Raw genomic sequence first — 18,768 nt, 5'->3', positions numbered from 1 at the left:
CGTGCCGGTCCAGTATATCCGGCGCGCCGCGTGCGTTCAGGCGCCCGGCTGGCCCAGCGTGGCGATCAGATTATCGAAACTGCCTTCGGCCACGCGGAACCACGGCACCTCCTTGTCCCGGAAGGCCGTCATGCTTTCGTACAGCTTCTTGAACATCGGGTCCTTGGCGCCCATCTCTTTATAGGCGGCCAGCGAGGCCTCGTAGCACGCTTGCAGAACGGGCTTGGGAAACGCCTTCAGTTGCGCGCCGCGCGACACCAGCCGGCGCAGGGCATCCGGGTTGCCGGCGTCGTACTTGGCGATCATGTTGCCTGTGGCCATCCGGCAGGCCAGCGCCAGCGCGGATTGATACGGCTTGGGCAATTCGTCGTACGCATCCTGATTCACGTACAGCGACAGTTGCACGGTGCCCGCCCACCATCCCGGAAAGTAATAGTTCCGGGCGACTTTATAGAGCGCCAGGCTTTCGTCGTCATGGGGGCCAATCCACGCCACGGCGTCTACCGTTCCGTCTTCCAGCGCGGCATAGGTATCCGAGACCGCCACCTCGACCGGCGTCGCACCCAGGCGCGACAGCACGTGCCGGGCGAACCCGCCCGCCTTGACCTTCAAGCCGCGCAGGTCATCCACGGTCTTGACCTCGCCGCGGAACCAGCCACCCATCTGCGCCCCGGTGTAACCACAGGGGAAATTCAAGATGTTGTATTTATCGAAAAGCACGCGCGTCAGCGCCAGGCCTTCGCCTTGCGTCATCCAGGCATTCATCTGCCGGGTATTCAGGCCGAACGGCACACCGGCGTCGAAACACAGCGCGGGATCCATGTCGAAGTACCGGGTCGACGCGGTATGGCCGCAGTCCACCACACGGTGCTGCACGGCTTCCAACACCTGGCCGGGCTGCACCAGATCGCCGGCGGGGAAGATCTCGATGTTGAAGCGCCCGTCGGTGACTTCAGCCACATACCGCGCGACGTCCTCCGCGCCCGCAAACAGCGTGGGCGATTCGTTCGGGAAGCTGGACGCCAGCCGCCACGACACGGTGGGCGCCTCCTGCGCGAAGGCCGGAGCCGCCAACGCAGCGCTGCCTGCGGCGGCACCCAAGGCAGTTTGCTTCAAAAACGCGCGGCGTTGCATGGCAAAGACCTCCAAATGGGCGCGGGAAACGCGCCTTGGGTTACGGCGCTTTCCTAATAGGTTTGCGTGAACGGCGACAGCAACAACGACCCGCCGTCCAACTCTTCCAGGCCAAATTCAGCCGGGTAATCAATCGCGGACAAATACAGGCCATCCGGCGAAAACGTGGGCGCGCCGAGCTTGCGGTCGCGCCAGGACAACAACTGCGCCATCCAGTCCACGGATTCCCTGCCCTGCCCGATCTGCAACAACGCGCCCATGATGTTGCGCACCATGTGATGCAGGAACGCATTGGCCTTCAAAGTGAACACCAGGAAGGGCCCGCGCTCTTCGATGTCCAGCCGGTGCATGTGGCGCACCGGATGCTTGGCCTGGCATTGCGAAGACCGGAAGCTGGAGAAATCGTGTTCGCCCAGCAGCGCATTCGCGGCGGCCTGCATGGCCGCCACATCCAGCGGCTGAAAGCACCAGCCCGCCCTGCCCGCCCATAGCGCCGGCCGAACCCGGCCGCGCCACAGCAAATAGACGTAGGTGCGGGCGCGCGCGGAGAATCGCGCATGGAATTCGTCGGACACCGACTGCGCCCACTGCACCGAGACAGTGGAAGGCAGAAACGCGTTCACGCCCCGCACCCAGGATTCCATGCGGCGGTCCAGCGTCGTGTCCAGATGGACCACCTGCATCGCACCATGCACGCCGGTATCGGTGCGGCCGGCGCAAATTGTGGGAACGACACCTTCCACACCACAAAAACTGGCCAGGGCGGATTCCAGCGTGTCCTGCACCGTCTGCCGGTGCGGCTGCGTCTGCCAACCCTGCCAAGCGGAGCCGTCATACGCCAGCCCCAATGCAACTCTAGACATTATTCAAACCCGTGGACCGCTGACTCGGCGCGGTTCGTCCGTGGGCGGTTCGTCCAGGTCGAGATTGATCGTATCGAGCTTGCGGTTCAGCGCTGCCGTGTCCAGCGCAGGCTCGTTATAGGCGTACGTTTCCTCGTCGTCGTCCCCGCGCCGGGCGCCGGCACGGCGCAGCAGCCAGGCGATGGCGAATGCGATCAGCGCCAGCACGGCGGTGACGATGACGAGCAGATTATCGGCAAGCCAGCTGGGCATGCCGGAAGTCAGGTCTTTGGCGTTGGTAGGAGCAGTGCCCACCGCTTTGTCGGCAGAGGACGCACCGGGTGTGCCGGCTGCGCCTGGCGCGCCTGCTGCACCCGGGGTACCTGCGGCGCCAGGAGTACCGGCTGCGCCCGAAGTACCGGCTGCGCCCGGGGCACCTGCTGCGCCCGGAGTACCTGCTGCGCCCGGAGTACTCGCTGCACCCGGGGCACCTGCGGCGCCAGGAGTACCTGCTGCGCCCGGAGTACCCGCTGCGCCCGGAGTACTCGCTGCACCCGGGGCACCTGCTGCGCCCGAGGTCCCTGCTGCACCCGGGGTACCGGCTGCGCCCGAGGTACCGGCTGCACCCGAAGCACCTGCCGCGCCCGAGGTACCTGCGGCACCCGAAGTACCTGCGGCACCTGAAGCACCCGCCGCGCCCGGAGTACCTGCTGCGCCCGGAGTACCTGCGGCGCCCGAAGTACCTGCGGCGCCCGAAGCACCTGCGGCACCCGGAGTACCTGCGGCACCTGAGGCACCTGCCGCGCCCGGAGTACCTGCGGCACCCGAAGTGCCTGCGGCGCCCGAAGCACCAGCAGCACCCGCTGCGCCACCGGCCCCGGCAGCACCCTGCTGGGCGACGGCCTTGTTCAGGTCGTCCACATTGGTCTGCAGCTGACTCACCCGGCTTTCCACGTCTTTCATGGCGCGCTCGGACGAGGTCCGAGCATCGGCTTGCGCTTCCGCTTGCGCGGAGGCGCTGTCCTGCGCTTGGCCGGTGGACAGGCGGACGCGGTCTTGCGTGGGCGCGGCGCTGGCCACGCCCGTGTCGCCCGGTCGGGCGACGGTGCCCGATGCCGCGTCCTGGCCCTTCACCACCGAAGGATTGGCACCCGCAGCAGCGCCAAGCCGTGCACGGTACTTGGCAAACGCCTCGGCATGTTCATTGAAAATACGGCGCGCTTCCGCGGGATCAATCGCTCGGACCGTTGCCGCATCCGGGATATTCAGTTTTTGCCCGGCGCGCACCAGATTCATATTGTTCTGGATGAACGCCTCGGGGTTGGCGCGCCACAGCGCAACCAGCATCTGATAGACCGACGCGTTGGGCACCGCGTTGCGTTGAGCGATGGCGAAAAGGTTGTCGCCCGACTTCACATTGACGGAACCCGCCGTGCCGCCCGCGCGCGCCGTTGTGCCGACCGCGGCCGGCGTCACATCGGCGCCGGTGCCGCGCAAGGGCACCAGCACGCTGACCTGCACCTGACGCTGCCCGGAACTGGAACTGATATCCAGCAGCAAGTCCACTGCCCCGCTTGCCGGAGGCTGCGTGCCGCGCACCCGCAGATTCTTGCGCGTGCCGTCCAGCCCGTCTTCAACCCTGACCACCATGCTGGCCAGTGGCACCGGCGGCTTCAGGCCCGCGCGTTCCCAGGCGGCTTCGTCGGCTACCTTCACCTTCAGTGAAGCCACTTCGTCGGGGGTCAGTTCCTGCAACCCCACTACGGCCTGCAAGGGCGCACCCGGCACGGACACGACACGCGAATGCCCCACGCGCATGGCCAGCGCCGAACTGCACATGCTCGACCCTATCGCCAGGGCGACCGCCCATTGAAGGGTTTTCAAACGGCGGGCATGCTTCACATGGCGCGAACGCTGGGTCATAAGCTGGAATTCCGTTCTTGTAGTCGAATTACGGGCTAGAGCCCGTTCGCACCAGTTAAGTGAGAACAGGCCTCAATTCACCGGAAAAGTGTAATGGATGACGCGCATTTCACAAACCTGAAAGGCGCATTGGCGTTGGCTCGCGGGCACATCCACCACACTGCTTTGACGATTGCATAAACATCAAGGGCACCCGCAGGTGCCCTTGTTTGCCAAACCGTAAGATCAGGCACCCAAACAGGGCGCCCGAAACGGCATCAGGCTTCGGCTAGCGCGATGCGCAGCATGCGGCGCAGCGGCTCGGCGGCGCCCCACAGCAGTTGGTCGCCCACCGTGAAGGCGCCCAGGTACTGGGAACCCATCGACAGCTTGCGCAGACGGCCCACCGGAATATCCAGCGTGCCGGTCACGGCAACCGGGGTCAGTGCGGAAACGGTTGCTTCCTTGGTATTCGGAATGACCTTGGCCCATTGCGTGCCTTGGGCGATCAGCGCTTCGATTTCGTCCAGCGGCACATCGCGCTTGAGCTTGATGGTCAGCGCCTGGCTGTGGCAGCGCATCGCACCGATGCGCACGCACAGGCCGTCGATCGGGGTCGGAGCCGTACCGAAAGCGGCGCCGCGGCCCAGGATCTTGTTGGTCTCGACTTCGCCCTTCCACTCTTCCTTCGACATCCCGTCGCCCAGGTCCTTGTCGATCCAGGGAATCAGGTTGCCGCCCAGCGGCACGCCGAAATGTTCGTGGGGCAGCGCCGGATCCTTCTGCTTGGCCAGCACGCCGCGGTCGATTTCCAGGATGGCAGACGCGGGGTCGTTCAGCAGGGGCTTGACCGCCTGGTTGATTTCACCGAACTGGGTCAGCAGTTCGCGCATGTGCTGCGCACCGCCACCGGATGCAGCCTGGTACGTCATGGTGGTCATCCATTCCACCAGGTCGTTGTTGAACAGGCCGGCCAGGCCCATCAGCATGCAGCTGACAGTGCAGTTGCCGCCGATGAAGTTGCGCACGCCGCGCTTGAGCGCCGCGTCGATCACCGGGCGATTGACCGGGTCCAGCACGATGATGGCGTCGTCGGCCATGCGCAGGGTGCTGGCCGCATCGATCCAAATGCCATTCCAGCCCGCGCCACGCAGCTTCGGGTAGACCTCGGACGTGTAATCGCCACCTTGCGCCGTCACGATGATCGGCAGTTTTTTCAGAGCATCAATATCGTAGGCATTTTGCAACGGACCTGCGCCTTCGGCCCAAGTGGGCGCGGCGCCGCCAGCGTTGCTGGTGGAAAAGAACACCGGTTCGATCAGTGCGAAGTCGTTCTCGTCGCGCATGCGTTGCATGAGCACCGAGCCGACCATTCCGCGCCAGCCGACAAGGCCTACTGCTTGATTCATTTCAATCGCTCTATAAAGGTGGAGACAAGGTCTGGGGTAGAAAAAACGTGCAATTCAACAATTTATCAGAATGCACGCATTGATGTTGCAGCGCAGCTTTAAAAAATAGGGGCCGCAAGATGCGGGCCCGCCTTTCGCAGCGCCGTCGCAACACGACAAAAAGGGCCGCCTTGCGGGCGGCCCTTGGAAACCGAGGGGCTGCGCCGCAAGGGCGCGCCCCTTGCCAGGCAAATCAGGCCAGGGCTTTGAGTACCGCGTCGCCCATGCCTGCCGTGCCGACTTTCGTCGTGCCCGGCTCGAAGATGTCGGCGGTGCGCAAGCCGTCAGCCAGCACGCGGCGCACGGCGGCTTCGATGCGGTCGGCCTGCGGCGCCAGATTCAGCGAGTAGCGCAGCAGCATGGCCGCCGACAGGATCGTTGCCAGCGGGTTGGCGATGCCTTGGCCGGCGATGTCAGGCGCGGAGCCGTGGCTGGGTTCGTACAAGCCTTGGCCGCCGGCATTCAGCGAGGCGGACGGCAGCATGCCGATCGAGCCCGTCAGCATGGCGGCTTCGTCCGACAGGATGTCGCCGAAGAGGTTGCCCGTGACGATGACGTCGAATTGGCGCGGGTTGCGCACCAGCTGCATCGCGGCGTTGTCGACGTACATGTGCGACAGCTCGACGTCGGGATATTCGCGCGCCACCTCAATGACGATATCGCGCCAGAACTGCGAGGTTTCCAGCACGTTGGCCTTGTCCACGCTGCACAGCTTCTTGTTGCGCTTGCGGGCCGATTCGAAGCCGATGCGCGCGATGCGGCGCACTTCGGATTCGGCGTAGCGCATCGTGTCGTAGCCTTCGCGTTCGCCCGTGAAGGCGCCGTCGGGCGACGAACGCACGCCGCGCGGCGTGCCGAAATAGATGTCGCCGGTCAGTTCGCGAATGATCAGGATGTCCAGGCCGGACACGATCTCGGGCTTGAGGGACGAGGCGCTGGCCAGCTCGGGATACAGGATGGCGGGACGCAGGTTGGCGAACAGGCCCAGCGCCTTGCGCAGGCCCAGGATGGCTTGCTCAGGACGGAATTCGCGCGGCAGGCTGTCGTACTTCCAGTCGCCCACGGCGCCGAACAGCACGGCGTCCGATTCCTTGGCCAGGTTCAGCGTGGCCGGCGGCAGCGGGTGCTCGAACTGGTCGAACGCGGCGCCGCCCACGGGGGCCTGCTTGATGTCGAAGGACACGTCCAGCGCATTCAGGACGCGCACGGCCTGTTCAACGATTTCCGGGCCGATGCCGTCACCCGGCAAGACTGCAATGTGGTGGGTCATTTAAGAAACGATCCTGTGGTCAGAATGGGATTCAGGCGATGGGACGGCTTTCCAGCCAGGGGTGGCGGGCCAGGCGCTCGGCCTCGAAGGCGCGGATCTTGTCGGCATGGCGCAAGGTCAGGCCGATGTCGTCGAAACCGTTCAGCAGGCAATACTTGCGGAAGGGTTCGATGTCGAAGCCCATCGCGCGGCCGTCCGGGGCAATCACGACCTGGCGGTCCAGATCGATGTTCAGCTTGTAGTTCGGGAAGGCTTTGACTTCGTCGAACAAGCGCGCCACTTCCAATTCGGACAGCACGATCGGCAGCAGGCCGTTCTTGAAGCTGTTGTTGAAGAAGATATCGGCGTAGGACGGCGCGATGATGGCGCGAAAGCCATACTGCGTCAGCGCCCAGGGCGCGTGTTCGCGGCTGGAGCCGCAACCGAAGTTCTTGCGCGCCAGCAGCACCGAGGCGCCCTGGTAACGCGGTTGGTTCAGCACGAAATCCGGGTTCAGCGGACGCTTGCTGTTGTCCATGCCGGGTTCGCCGTGATCCAGGTAGCGCAGCTCGTCAAAGAGGTTCGGGCCGAAACCCGTGCGCTGGATGGACTTGAGGAATTGCTTGGGAATGATGAGGTCCGTGTCGACGTTTTCGCGATCGAGCGGAGCCACCAGGCCTTCGTGAGTGGTAAATGCTTGCATGATGTCGGTACTCGGGGCTGATTCGCTTAACGGAACGTGCGGACGTCGACGAAATGGCCGGCCACGGCAGCGGCGGCGGCCATGGCCGGGCTGACGAGATGCGTGCGGCCGCCCTGGCCCTGCCGTCCTTCGAAATTGCGGTTGGACGTGGAGGCGCAACGTTCGCCAGGTTCCAGGCGGTCGGCGTTCATGGCCAGGCACATCGAGCAACCGGGCTCGCGCCATTCAAAGCCAGCTTCGATGAAGATCTTGTCCAGGCCTTCGCGTTCGGCTTGCTGTTTGACGAGGCCCGACCCCGGCACCACCATCGCCTGGCGCACGTTCGAGGCCACGCGCTTGCCGCGCGCCACGACGGCGGCCGCGCGCAAATCTTCGATGCGCGAGTTGGTGCACGAGCCGATGAACACGCGATCCACACGGATATCGGTCAGCGGAGTATTCGGCTTCAGGCCCATGTACTCCAGGGCGCGTTCCATGCCGCTGCGGCGCACATCGTCCTTTTCGCGGTCGGGGTCCGGCACGCGGGAGTCCACCGGCAACACCATTTCAGGCGAGGTGCCCCAGGTGACTTGCGGCTTGATGTCGCGTGCGTTGACTTCGACCACGGTGTCGAACTTGGCGCCTTCGTCCGTGTGCAGGGTGCGCCAGTATTTGACGGCCTGGTCCCACACCACGCCCACAGGGGCAAAGGGCCGGCCACGGAAGTATTCGACGGTCTTGTCGTCCACCGCCACCATGCCCGAGCGGGCGCCGGCCTCAATCGCCATGTTGCAGACCGTCATGCGGCCTTCCACGGACAGCGCGCGGATGGTGCTGCCGGCGAATTCGATGGCGTGGCCGGTGCCGCCGGCCGTGCCGATGATGCCGATGATGTGCAGGACGACGTCCTTGGCCGTACAGCCGAAGGGCAATTCGCCTTCCACCTTGATCAGCATGCTCTTGGCTTTCTTCATCAAGAGCGTCTGGGTCGCCAGCACGTGCTCGACTTCCGACGTGCCGATACCAAAGGCCAGCGCACCCAGCGCGCCGTGCGTGCTGGTGTGCGAGTCGCCACAGACGACGGTCATGCCAGGCAAGGTCGCGCCCTGCTCGGGTCCGATCACGTGCACGATGCCCTGGCGCAGGTCATTCATGCGGAATTCGGTAATGCCGTACTTATCGCAATTGGTGTCCAGCGTGTCCACTTGCAGGCGGGATACCGGGTCCTCGATACCCTGGGCGCGATTGATCGTCGGGACGTTGTGATCCGCGACCGCCAGGTTGGCGCCCGTGCGCCACGGTTTGCGCCCGGCAATCGCCAAGCCCTCGAACGCCTGCGGGCTGGTGACTTCGTGCAGCAGATGGCGGTCGATATAGAGCAGACAGGTGCCGTCTGATTCCTGGTGGACGATGTGGGCGTCCCAGAGTTTGTCGTAAAGGGTTTGGGCCATGGATGCGCTCTGCAAATAGACAATCCGGCTCGTGCCTCGCGCGGTTGAAAAGCAAATCGCTCCCGCGCCGGCCACTGCGGCATGTAGGAATTATGCCCAGGGTCTGAACCTAGTACAACTGCACCATACATACTAGTACCAGCACTACCATGTTCGTTACGGAATCTGTCCCTTCAATCCGACGTTCGCGCGTGTCAAACACTGTGGGAAATTAATCACGCTTCAAACTTTAGTTAAAGAAAATAGATACAAAATTATCAAAACGATATAATCCAGTTTCACTATGCCTGACCCTTATTCGAAATAATGCGCAATAAAGCGTATTAATGAAAAAAGGGGCAGGTATATGTCGTGAAGTTCGTGCAAATTCAGTGCTTTTAGGTGATGTTGCGCGAAGAAATCTCATGGCCCACCCGTTGCATCCAGCAAGACTTTACAAATCTTGACTCGAAGAATATGACATTTGCATACAACATGGCGGCCATTCAATCCAACCTGACTCGCGAATAATCACTATGGCTTCGTTTTTGCTCAAAAGCACGACTTCGATAATTGCCCTGGCCTTTGTTCCCGCTGCCTTTGCGCAGACCGCAGCGCCCGCCGCCGCCCCTGCCGACGGCCAACCCGCAGTGACGCTGAACCAGATCGTTGAACAAACGCTGCTCAGCAATCCCGAGATCCAGGCCAAGTACCACGACTTCCAAGCTTCGCTGGAAGGCCAGTCGGTGGCCCGTGGGGCGTTTTTCCCGCAGATCAATGCGCAAGGTTACGTGGGCCGGGAATACCGGAACAACGTGCCGGGCGTAGGTTCGCAGAACTGGAGCCGCCCTGGGTACAACGTCGAATTGCGCCAATTGATATTTGACGGTTTCCGCACCAGCAACGACGTCAAACAAGCCGGTTTTGACAAGCTGGCACGCTTTTACGACGTCCTTGCCACCAGCGACTCCACGGCTTTTGCCGCCGTTCAAGCCTATATCGACCTGCAGCGCTACCGCGACATGGAATTGCTGGCCCGGCAGAACTATTCGCTGCACGAGCAGACGCTGAAACAAATCGGCGAACGCACGGAATCCGGTGTAGGACGCCGGGTCGATCTGGAACAGGCGGGCGGTCGCCTGTCGCTGGCCCAGACCAACCTGATGACGGAAAGCGCCAACCTGCTTGATGTGCAGCAACGCTTCCAGCGTGTAACCGGCGCCTTCCCGCCCGAATCCATGCAACCGACGCCCGAAGTGGGCGACAAACTGCCGGTCAAGCCTGGCAACTTCAATGATTCGCTGCGCCGCAATCCCAGCTTCCTGTCCAAGCAAGCCGGGCTGCAGGCCGCCGAAGCGGGCGTGTCGTCTTCCAAGGGTGCGTTTTCGCCGAAGTTTGAATTCGTGGCCTCCACGGGCCGCGACCAGAACGACCCCACGCCGCAAAGCCGCGACATCCAAAGCTCCAGCGTCCAGGTCGTGATGAGCTATAACCTGTACCGCGGCGGCGCCGATTCCGCCCGCGTGCGCCAAACCGCCGCGCAGTCCTATGCCGCGCGGGATATCCGCGACTACACCTGCCGCAACGTGCAGCAAGATCTGGCCGTGGCCTGGAACAACATTGTCAGCCTGAGCCAGAAGCTGCCTTTCCTGCGTGACCACGAAGTGGCTACCACCAAGGTGCGCGATGCCTACGCCCAGCAGTTCCAGATCGGCCAGCGTTCGCTGCTGGACTTGCTGGACACCGAAAATGAACTGTTCGAATCGCGCCGCGCATTGACCAACGGCATCTACGACCTCAAGCTTGCGCAATATCGCTGGCTGGCGCTGTCGCACACGCTGCTGCCGGCGCTGACTTTGCAACCCGCGCGCAACGAAATGCCTGAGGAAAACGGCAAGCTTGTGGTAACCGACGAAGTGATCAAGCTTTGCAATTCGACGGTTCCCGATGCTGCCCGCCTGGCTCCGGTGCGCGTCCAATATAACGAAGGCACGCTGCCGCCCACGCTCGTGCCGCTGAACGCGCCCAACGCCAAGCCCTGACCGGGGTTGGGTCGCAAGGAGGCCATATGACGCCCCAGGGCAAAGAATTTTCGCAGTTGGACGCGGACTTTGTCCGCGTCCTGGAAGACCTGATCGACGCCTTGATCGCCAATGGCACCTTGCGCATGACGGACCTGCCTATCCAGGCACAGCAAAAACTTTCACAGCGCAAGCAGCAACGCGCGCGCCTCTCGGAACACCTCGACCTATTGGATGACGAAGATGGACAAGTTATCTGACAAGGCAGCTCGGGAATGGCGTGCCGACGCTCGTGCGGCGCACGATGATCCACTGCTTGATTGCCTGGTTGAAATCACGCGCCTGCACGGCGTGACGGCAACCGCCCAGGCGCTTTCCTCGGGTCTGCCGTTGGAAGAGCACCGTCTAACCCCTGCCCTGCTGCCCCGCGCGGCAGCGCGCGCGCAATTGTCGGCGCGGGTGGTAAAGCGCACGCTGGACAGCATTTCCCAGGACCTGTTGCCCGCCATCCTGCTGCTGCAAGGCGAACGCGCCTGCCTGCTGCTGAAAAAGGAAGACGGCAAATATGTGGTCAGCCACCCCGAACTGGGCGGCAGCTCCGTTGAAATGACGCCCGAAGCCCTGGCCGCGCAGTACACCGGCCTGGTTTGCTTCGTGCGTCCGCAGTTCCGGTTTGACGCGCGGGCCCCGGAAGTCGCCAAAGTGCGCGAGCGCCATTGGTTCTGGGCCGCCATCATGGAAAACCGCCGCCTGTACCGCGACGCGTTGATCGCCGCCCTGCTGATCAACATCTTCGCCATGGCGATGCCGTTGTTCACCATGAACGTGTATGACCGCGTGGTGCCCAACAACGCCGTCGAGACCCTGTGGGTCCTGGCGATCGGCATCACCCTGGTCGTGATTTTCAACATGATCCTCTCCACCGCGCGTTCGCACGTGGTGGACAGCGCCAGCAAGCGGGTCGATGTGCGCCTGTCCGCGCAGATCATGGAACGCGTGCTGGACTTGCGCATGGAGGGCCGGCCCGTATCCGTAGGATCGTTCGCGGCCAACCTGCGATCTTTTGAGTCCATCCGCGATTTCATCGCGTCGGCCACTATCACCACGCTGGTCGACCTGCCATTCATCGTGCTGTTCCTGGCCGCCCTGGCCTGGATCTCGCCGTGGATGATTCTGCCGCCCCTGGTGGCCATCGTCCTGATCCTGCTGGTGTCGCTGGCCGCGCAAGCGCGCATGGAAGCGCTGACCATGGCGTCATTCCAGGCCAGCTCGCAACGCAACGCGACGCTGGTGGAAGCGCTGACCGGCCTGGAGGCCGTCAAAACGCTGAACGCCCAGGGTTCCATCCAACGCAACTGGGAACGCGCCACCGAATTCATCGCGCAAACGGGGGGCAAGCTCAAGCTGATCTCTTCGTCCACGGTGGGCTTCGTGCAGGCCGTGCAGCAACTGGTGTCGATCGCCGTCGTGATCATCGGCGTGTACCAGGCGCAGGAATCCGCCATGTCCATGGGCGGCATCATCGCCGCGTCCATGATCGCGGGCCGTTGCCTGGCCCCGCTGGGCCAGGTGGCGGGTTTGCTGATGCAATATCAGAATGCCCGTACCTCGCTGGGCTCGATCGACAACTATATGAAGCTGCCGATCGAACGTCCCGCCGAAGCTGAATTCCTGCATCGCCCGGTATTCCACGGCGGTCTGGAATTCCGCGACGTGACCTTTACCTACCCCGGTAGCACGCAGCCGGTGCTGAAGAAAGTGTCGTTCAAGCTCAAACCCGGCGAAAAGGTCGGCATCATTGGCCGCATCGGTTCGGGCAAGACCACGCTGGAGAAGCTGGCGCTGGCGCTGTATCAACCCACCGAAGGCGCCGTGTTGCTGGACGGCGTGGACGTGCGCCAGATCGACCCGGCCGACGTCCGCCGCGCGATCGGCCACGTGCCGCAAGATCCGACGCTGTTCTACGGCAGCCTGAAGCACAACTTGGCCATGGGCGCGCCCTATGCGGACGACGCCAGCATCCTGGCCGCCGCCAACCTGGCCGGCGTCACGGATTTCGCCAACCTGCACCCCAACGGGTTCGACATGGTGATCGGTGAGCGCGGCGAATCGCTGTCGGGCGGCCAGCGCCAATCCGTGGCTGTCGCTCGCGCCCTGATCAACGATCCCCCCATCCTGCTCTTGGACGAACCCAGCAGCAACATGGACCACCAGAGCGAAGCTCAACTGCGCAAGCGGCTTGGCGAAGCCAGCGCGACCAAGACGATCCTGCTGGTCACGCACCGCACCGCACTGCTGGACCTGGTCGAACGCCTGATCGTGATCGACAACGGTCACATCGTGGCCGACGGCCCCAAGGAGCAAGTTGTCGAAGCACTGCGTCAGGGACGCGTCGGACGCGGGAGTTAAGGGCGCCATGCAGAAAAATCCTGGAGAGACCAAGCACGGCCTGTTGGGCGGCTTGTGGCGCAAACTGCGCAACGTCTTCGTGTTCTTTTTCGACCGTCTGCTGGACGGCACGGAAAAAGGCAAGGTTGAAAAGCGTTCTGACTATGTCGGCAACGCTGAATGGGTGATCCATGAATCGCAGGCGCGCAGTTCGCGCGTCCTGCTGTGGGTGGCGCTGCTGGCGACCGCACTGTTGCTCGTCTGGGCCGCGACCGGCAGCATTGACGAAGTCGTGCGAGGCGAAGGCAAAGTGGTGCCGTCCCGCCAAGTGCAGATCATCCAGAGCCTGGACGGCGGCATCGTCGAGGAAATCCTGGTGCGTCCCGGTCAGGAAGTACAAGCCGGCCAGACCTTGCTGAAGATAGATTCCACGCGGTTCGCGTCTTCGCTGGGCGAGAACAACGCTGAATACCTGTCGCTGCTCGCCAAGTCGGCCCGTTTGCAGGCGTTGGCCACCGGCGAGCCCTTCGTGGCCCCGGAAGAGGTGCTGAAGCAAGCGCCCGGCCTGGCCGAAATGGAGCGCAACGCCTGGCAGGCGCGCAATACCGAGCTGAACGCCACCGTCAACGTCGCCCGCGAACAGCTCAAGCAACGGCAGGAAGACCTGCGCGAAACGATCGCCAAGCGCGACCAGGCGTCAGCCAGCTGCGGCCTGACTTCGCGCGAGCTGCAGGTGACGCGTCCGCTGCTCAAGAGCGGCGCCGTATCCGAAGTGGACCTGCTGCGCCTGCAACGCGACGTGGCGCGCTACTGCGGCGAACAGAAAGGGGCCGAAGCGCAGATCGACCGTTTCCAGGCGTCGATCAAGGAAGCGCAAAGCAAGCTCGAAGAATCCGAGCTGAACATCCGCAATCAGGCGCGCAGCGAACTGTCGGAAACCAACACCAAGCTGTCCACCCTGCGCCAAGGCAAGCTGGCGCTGGCCGACCGCGTGAAGCTGGCTGAAGTCCGCGCCCCGCTGGCCGGCACCATCAAGACGCTCTTCAACAACACGGTGGGCGGTGTGGTGCAGCCGGGCAAAGACATCATCGAGATCGTGCCCAAGGACGACACGCTGCTGCTGGAAGTCCGCATTCAGCCGCGCGATATCGGTTTCCTGCACGCCGATCAGAAGGCCGAAGTGAAATTCACGGCCTATGACTTCGCCATTTATGGCGGCCTGGAAGGCAAAGTCGAACAGATCGGCGCGGACACCGTGACCGACGAAAAAGGCAATTCCTACTATGTGGTGCGCGTCCGCACGGATCGCAGCACGGTAGGCGACAAACTATTGCCCATCATCCCGGGGATGGTGGCGGAGGTTCATATCCTGACGGGTAAGCGCACTGTGCTGCAGTACCTGCTCAAACCGATTTTGCGTGCCAAGGCGAATGCCTTTACCGAACGTTAAAGGAGAGCTGGAAGGCTTTATGAAACCTGTTCCCGTCCTGTTGATTACGCACGACGACCTGCTGTGGCAACACTGGCGTGCGCTGGATCCTACGCGTTGGCTGGCGGCGCGCGGGCGCGGCCTGGCCGACTTGCAGCGCTGGCGCGAGCAAGGCCGCGCCCTGGCCGTGCTGGATGCCGACGTGCCGCGACTGCCGTCCTGGCAGGATCCCGTCTGGGCATCGACCCTGGCTGGCTTGCATCTGGTCGTCGCCAGCCCCAGCCCCAATGACGAGCAAGGCACGCAAGCGCTGGGCGCCGGCGCGCATGGCTATTGCCACACGCATGCCCCCGCCGCCGCGCTGGCGCAAGCGCTGGAGGTGGTGGCGTCCGGAGGCATCTGGATGGGCCGTTCGCTGGTCGCCCGCCTGCTGAAATTAGTGACAGAACGCGCCCAGGATTCTCAGTCCTGGGACGGCGGCCTCTTGACCGAACGCGAGATAACCGTCGCCCGGTACGCCGCCAGCGGCCAGGCCAACGCCGCGATCGCCGAGGCGCTGGGCATTACGGAACGTACCGTCAAGGCCCACCTTTCGGCAGTTTTCGAGAAGCTGAAGGTGTCTGACCGTCTGCAATTGGCCCTGCTCGTGCACGGCATTTCCGCACCCGCCGACACCCGGAGCAAAATTACTTCCTGATACTGTCCTTGAGGACAATATCCCGCCCCAGCGGCGCCATCTAGTATCTGGTCATCTTGGATAACTCCCTGAAACGGAACCCACATGGCCAACTCTTCTCCCGCAGTCGTCAACGAAATCTCCGGTCGCGCTTGGATTCGCAATAGCGACGGATCTTTGACGGAACTGCATCAAGGCAGCAAAGTCCCCGCCGGCAGCGACATCGTCACTGCCTCGGGCGCCACGGTTTCCCTTCAGGTTGAAAACGGCATGCCGATCGTCATCGGAGAAAGCCGTGAAGTCGCCGTGAACGGCGACATGGGCGGTCCGCTGGCCGATCCGAGCGAAGCCGCGGTGGCCCCGCCTACCGGCACCGATTCCGACCGCCTGCTGGCTGCCCTGCAAGCCGGACGCGACCCGTTCGACGAACTGGACCCCACCGCCGCCGTCGTGGCTGGCGGCGGCGATGCCGGCGGCAGCAGCTTTGTCCGCCTGGCCCGTATTCTTGAAACGACCTCGCCGCTGGACTTGGCCTACCCGAATCCGGGCCGAGGCGACGACTCCGTGCCGCGCGCCCTGGGCGCTGGCCTGACGGGTGACGGCGACGACGGCGCCACCACGCCGACCGTCACCAATACCGCCCCGTCGGCGCTGAACGATACCGGCCGTGGCGACCAGAACTCCATCGTCCGCGGCAATCTGCTGACGAACGACTCTGACCCCGATGGCGATCCCCTGGCCATCGTTTCCGTCAGCGGCCGCCCGATGACGCCGGGCGGCGTATCCGTCATCGGCAGCAATGGCGGCACGTTCACCGTCCAGCCGGACGGCAGCTACGTCTTCACGCCGGGAGGGGAGTATGACCACCTGGCCCAAGGCGAAACGACCACCAGCACAATCTCGTACACCATCACGGATCCCAGCGGCGCCACATCCACAGCGACCGTTGTCGTGACCATAACCGGCACCAACGACGGTCCGGTGTCCACCTCCATTTCCGACACTTCCGGCATTGACGCTCAAACGGACGTTCGTTACGACGTTTCGAACCATTTCTCGGATACGGACACCAGCGACAAACTGACCTACGCCGCGACCGGCCTGCCACCCGGACTGAGCATCGACCCGGTCACCGGCATCATTAGCGGCACAATCGACCATTCCGCCTCTCAAGGCGGAAACAACGGCGTCTACACCGTGACCGTCACGGCCACGGATCCTGCCGGTGCGACGACCTCCCAAGCGTTTGAATGGGATGTGACCAACCCCGCTCCCACTGCCAATAACGACGCCGGGACGACCAGCGAGGACGCTACGCTGACGGTCACCGCCCAGGACGGAGTGCTGACCAACGACAAGGACCCGGACGGCGATACGCTGACTGTCTCGCAGGTCAACGGCGTCACCGCCAACGTTGGTGTTGCCGTGGCCGGTTCCCACGGCGGCACGTTCACCCTGAACGCCGACGGCTCGTATACCTTCAACCCGGGTTCTACGTTCAACACGTTGGGCGCGGGTCAGACGGCCACCAGTTCGATCACCTACACCGTCACGGACGGCGAAGGCGGCAGCAGCACGGCCACCCTGACCGTCACCGTCACGGGTACCAACGACGCCCCAATCTTGACCCCGGACGTCACACTGGACAACCAGAGCGGCACAGATGGGCAAGCCATTACCCCGATCGATGTCTCCGGCCAGTTCTCCGATGTCGACGACGGCGACTCCCTCACCTACAGGGCCGACGGACTGCCCCCGGGCCTGACCATCGACCCGAACACCGGTATTATTTCCGGCACATTGGATCACTCCGCCTCTCAGGGCGGAAACGACGGTGTCTACACCGTCACCGTCACCGCCACCGACAAGAGCGGTGCTTCTGTCACGCAGGATTTCACCTGGGACGTCACCAACCCAGCGCCCACGGCCAATGACGATGCCGGCAAGACCGACGAAGACTCGGTCCTGAATGTCACCGATCCCAGCGCGGGAGTGTTGGCCAATGACACCGATCCGGACGGCGACACTCTGATTGTCTCAGCCGTCAACGGTGCTGCCGCTGACGTAGGCAAACCCATCGCCGGCGTGGGCGGCGGCACGTTCACCCTGAACGCCGACGGTACCTATTCGTTCAATCCCGGCGATGCCTTCCAGCATCTGCCAGCAGGCCAAATCGCTACCAGCTACATCACCTACACGGTTTCGGACGGCGAAGGCGGCACCAGTATCGCCACGCTGACGGTCGAAATCACCGGCACGAATGATGCCCCCACTGCCGTCGCGCTGCAGAACCAGAGCGACATGGACGGTGATACCGTCAGCTACAACGTGTCCAGCGCCTTCAGCGATCTGGACGACGGCGACGTCCTGACCTACTCGGTTGACCATGTGCCCGGCGGACTGGTGTTCGATTCGGCCACCGGCACGTTCTCTGGTACGTTCACCAACTGGGCGTCAGATCACACCAATACGGGCGTGAAGGGCGAATACCGCATTACGGTAACGGCTACCGACAGCACCGGAGCGACGGTCTCGCAGACGTTCGTCTGGACGGTAGGTAACCCTGCGCCGGTTGCCGCCGATGACAGCGGCGTCACAACGCAAGACAACGTATTGGTCGTCGAACATCGCGCCGAAGGCGTGCTCGGCAACGACACGGATCCTGACAACGACGCGCTGAGCATATCGAAGGTCAACGGCGCCGAAGCCAACGTGGGGACGGTTGTGGCCGGCTCCAACGGAGGCACATTTACGCTGAACTCGGACGGTACCTACACGTTCAACCCCGGCACCTCTTTCCAGCACCTTGCCGCTGACCAAACGACAACCACCTCGATCACTTATACCGTTTCCGATGCACAAGGCGCGACTGACACCGCCACGCTGACCATCACGGTTACCGGATCGAATGACGGTCCCATCCTGACTCCGGATGTCATGCTCGAGAACCTGACCAGCAACGACAGCGACACCATCACCCCCGTCGATATCGCCAAGCAGTTCCAGGACGTGGACCAGGGCGATACGCTGACCTACACCGCGACCGGCCTCCCCCCGGGCCTGACCCTTGATCCGGTCACCGGCCTCATCTCTGGCAAGATCGAGTCCTCCGCATCGCAAGGCGGCAACAACGGCGTCTATAACATCGTCGTTACTGCTACCGACACGGCTGGCGCCAAGGTCACACAGACATTCGAGTGGGACGTTAAGAACCCCGCTCCAGTCGCCACCGGCGACACCGGCACCACCGACGAGGACTCATCCTTCAACGTCGACGCGCAGAATGGTGTTCTCGCCAACGACCGCGATCCCGACGGCGACACCATTAGGGTATCGAAGGTCAATGACAACGACGCCAGCGTCGGTCAGCCTATTGCGGGCTCCCATGGTGGCACGTTCACCTTGAACGCCGACGGCTCGTACTCCTTCAACCCCGGTGTAGACTTCCAGTACCTGAACAATGGCGAATCCGCCAACACCTCGATCACGTATACCGTAACGGATGCGGACGGAGCGAGCGCCACAGCCACACTGACCATCACGGTCACAGGACAAACCGACGCCCCT

At 63.3% G+C, this 18,768-nt stretch carries 13 protein-coding genes; 6 read left to right on the top strand and 7 right to left on the bottom strand.

Features of this window, described 5'->3' with window-relative positions:
* Nucleotides 1-36: 36 nt before the first annotated feature.
* The 7 genes from AC27VE_RS11350 to leuC form a co-directional block, all read right to left on the bottom strand.
* Nucleotides 37-1,134 (bottom strand): TRAP transporter substrate-binding protein, encoded by a 1,098-nt coding sequence (locus AC27VE_RS11350; protein WP_488703882.1) that lies wholly within the window; start codon nt 1,132-1,134, stop codon nt 37-39.
* Nucleotides 1,135-1,187: 53 nt separating this feature from the next.
* Nucleotides 1,188-1,997 carry a tRNA pseudouridine(38-40) synthase TruA gene (gene truA, locus AC27VE_RS11345; protein ID WP_488703881.1) on the bottom strand — a complete coding sequence of 270 codons (810 nt, stop codon included), beginning with the start codon at nt 1,995-1,997 and terminating at the stop codon, nt 1,188-1,190.
* Nucleotides 1,998-2,000: 3 nt separating this feature from the next.
* Nucleotides 2,001-3,899 carry a type IV pilus assembly protein FimV gene (locus AC27VE_RS11340; protein ID WP_488703880.1) on the bottom strand — a complete coding sequence of 633 codons (1,899 nt, stop codon included), beginning with the start codon at nt 3,897-3,899 and terminating at the stop codon, nt 2,001-2,003.
* A gap of 257 nt (nt 3,900-4,156) precedes the next feature.
* Nucleotides 4,157-5,287: an aspartate-semialdehyde dehydrogenase gene (asd, locus tag AC27VE_RS11335; protein ID WP_006226993.1), complete on the bottom strand. Its 1,131-nt coding sequence runs from the start codon at nt 5,285-5,287 to the stop codon at nt 4,157-4,159.
* Nucleotides 5,288-5,519: 232 nt separating this feature from the next.
* Entirely contained in the window at nt 5,520-6,596 is a 1,077-nt protein-coding gene (gene leuB / locus AC27VE_RS11330; RefSeq protein WP_006226994.1) for a 3-isopropylmalate dehydrogenase, read from the bottom strand.
* Nucleotides 6,597-6,627: 31 nt separating this feature from the next.
* A complete protein-coding gene (leuD, locus tag AC27VE_RS11325) occupies nt 6,628-7,278 on the bottom strand; it encodes a 3-isopropylmalate dehydratase small subunit (protein ID WP_006226995.1) in 651 nt (216 codons plus the stop codon).
* Nucleotides 7,279-7,304: 26 nt separating this feature from the next.
* Nucleotides 7,305-8,708, bottom strand: a complete 1,404-nt coding sequence (gene leuC, locus AC27VE_RS11320; RefSeq protein ID WP_488703879.1) for a 3-isopropylmalate dehydratase large subunit — start codon at nt 8,706-8,708, stop codon at nt 7,305-7,307.
* A gap of 515 nt (nt 8,709-9,223) precedes the next feature.
* Here leuC and AC27VE_RS11315 point away from each other — a divergent pair.
* The 6 genes from AC27VE_RS11315 to AC27VE_RS11290 form a co-directional block, all read left to right on the top strand.
* The gene (locus AC27VE_RS11315) at nt 9,224-10,729 is read left to right on the top strand and encodes a TolC family outer membrane protein (RefSeq protein ID WP_488703878.1); all 1,506 of its coding nucleotides are present in this window, start codon (nt 9,224-9,226) and stop codon (nt 10,727-10,729) included.
* Between the two features lie 26 nt (nt 10,730-10,755).
* Nucleotides 10,756-10,968, top strand: coding sequence for a hypothetical protein (locus AC27VE_RS11310; RefSeq protein WP_006226998.1), 213 nt, complete (start codon nt 10,756-10,758; stop codon nt 10,966-10,968).
* The gene (locus tag AC27VE_RS11305; protein ID WP_488703877.1) at nt 10,952-13,117 is read left to right on the top strand and encodes a type I secretion system permease/ATPase; all 2,166 of its coding nucleotides are present in this window, start codon (nt 10,952-10,954) and stop codon (nt 13,115-13,117) included. The genes AC27VE_RS11310 and AC27VE_RS11305 overlap by 17 nt, the downstream gene beginning before the upstream one ends.
* Nucleotides 13,118-13,124: 7 nt before the next feature.
* A complete protein-coding gene (locus AC27VE_RS11300; RefSeq protein ID WP_006227000.1) occupies nt 13,125-14,546 on the top strand; it encodes an HlyD family type I secretion periplasmic adaptor subunit in 1,422 nt (473 codons plus the stop codon).
* A gap of 19 nt (nt 14,547-14,565) precedes the next feature.
* Nucleotides 14,566-15,222: a helix-turn-helix transcriptional regulator gene (locus tag AC27VE_RS11295; RefSeq protein WP_315141199.1), complete on the top strand. Its 657-nt coding sequence runs from the start codon at nt 14,566-14,568 to the stop codon at nt 15,220-15,222.
* Nucleotides 15,223-15,306: 84 nt separating this feature from the next.
* Nucleotides 15,307-18,768 (top strand): retention module-containing protein (locus AC27VE_RS11290; protein ID WP_488703876.1); only part of this gene is annotated, 3,462 nt, incomplete at its 3' end.

It is taken from the genome of Achromobacter sp. 18P8.1.1, assembly GCF_057799415.1.
The sequence above is the reverse complement of the archived record's forward strand: the minus strand, read 5'-3'. Positions and strand labels throughout refer to the sequence as shown.

Coding starts and splice junctions, on each gene's coding strand:
- AC27VE_RS11310 (WP_006226998.1), top strand. CDS start 10,756: ATGACGCCCCAGGGCAAAGAATTTTCGCAGTTGGACGCGGACTTTGTC.
- leuB (WP_006226994.1), bottom strand. CDS start 6,596: ATGACCCACCACATTGCAGTCTTGCCGGGTGACGGCATCGGCCCGGAA.
- AC27VE_RS11350 (WP_488703882.1), bottom strand. CDS start 1,134: ATGCAACGCCGCGCGTTTTTGAAGCAAACTGCCTTGGGTGCCGCCGCA.
- AC27VE_RS11340 (WP_488703880.1), bottom strand. CDS start 3,899: ATGACCCAGCGTTCGCGCCATGTGAAGCATGCCCGCCGTTTGAAAACC.
- AC27VE_RS11295 (WP_315141199.1), top strand. CDS start 14,566: ATGAAACCTGTTCCCGTCCTGTTGATTACGCACGACGACCTGCTGTGG.
- leuD (WP_006226995.1), bottom strand. CDS start 7,278: ATGCAAGCATTTACCACTCACGAAGGCCTGGTGGCTCCGCTCGATCGC.
- leuC (WP_488703879.1), bottom strand. CDS start 8,708: ATGGCCCAAACCCTTTACGACAAACTCTGGGACGCCCACATCGTCCAC.
- AC27VE_RS11315 (WP_488703878.1), top strand. CDS start 9,224: ATGGCTTCGTTTTTGCTCAAAAGCACGACTTCGATAATTGCCCTGGCC.
- truA (WP_488703881.1), bottom strand. CDS start 1,997: ATGTCTAGAGTTGCATTGGGGCTGGCGTATGACGGCTCCGCTTGGCAG.
- asd (WP_006226993.1), bottom strand. CDS start 5,287: ATGAATCAAGCAGTAGGCCTTGTCGGCTGGCGCGGAATGGTCGGCTCG.
- AC27VE_RS11300 (WP_006227000.1), top strand. CDS start 13,125: ATGCAGAAAAATCCTGGAGAGACCAAGCACGGCCTGTTGGGCGGCTTG.
- AC27VE_RS11305 (WP_488703877.1), top strand. CDS start 10,952: ATGGACAAGTTATCTGACAAGGCAGCTCGGGAATGGCGTGCCGACGCT.